The sequence below is a fragment of the Grimontia sp. AD028 genome, assembly GCF_000973155.1.
GTDB lineage: Bacteria > Pseudomonadota > Gammaproteobacteria > Enterobacterales > Vibrionaceae > Enterovibrio > Enterovibrio indicus.
This window is the reverse complement of sequence record NZ_LASY01000071.1, coordinates 1-722: the sequence shown is the minus strand read 5'-3', so window position 1 is coordinate 722 and position 722 is coordinate 1. Positions and strand designations below refer to the sequence as shown.

The following is a 722-nucleotide window of genomic DNA, read 5'->3' as shown; positions in this document are numbered from 1 at the left end:
TAATTGACCCAGAGGTCTTTAGTGTTGAAATCTTTGCCTTCGGTGGCCGAGCCGCCATAGGCATCGATAAACACACGGGTAGGGGTGGTGGACTCATTACTCAGAGTGATGGTGACAGAGGCCGCATCTCCTTCATTCACAGACGTATTCGACACACTGGTGACGCGTGGCTTGTCGGCATCATCTGTGATGGTGGCCGCTTGAGACTGCACCCAACCTTGCTGACCAATGACGGCACCTTGGATCTTGATGGTCTCATTCCCCTCGAAGACATTGTCATTGAGGGTGTCAGCGTAGATCTTCACGCCGGTTTGACCGGCAGGGATGGTGATGTTGGCTTTGTAACCGTTAGAAGCATTGAGTACCACTTCCTGCAGTTTCACACCCGCGAGCGAGTAGACGTGTACGACACCGTTATAATCAGCTCCGAAGTCAGCTTGGTGGATACCGTCGTTAAAGTTCAGCTGCACCGTGCTGTTAGTGGTGGAGGTGTTGGTCATGTTGAGGTTCCAACCCACCCAACCATCTTCTACTGCATTTTGGAAAGCAGTGATGCTGGACACTTTCGGAATGTCTGCGTTGTCAGTGATGATGGCTTCTTGTGACTCAATAAACCCTTGTCTGCCTGGCACAGCTGCCTGGATTTGAATAGTCTCGTTGCCCTCATAGACGTTGTCATTCAGGGTCTGAGCATAGACACGAACACCGCTCTGGCCCGCAGC

The 722-nt window shown here is 51.9% G+C and carries 1 protein-coding gene; it reads right to left on the bottom strand.

Features of this window, described 5'->3' with window-relative positions; translation table 11 throughout:
- The coding region (locus RN22_RS16405) for a Calx-beta domain-containing protein (protein WP_046305840.1) at window positions 1-722 on the bottom strand (722 nt) is incomplete at both ends.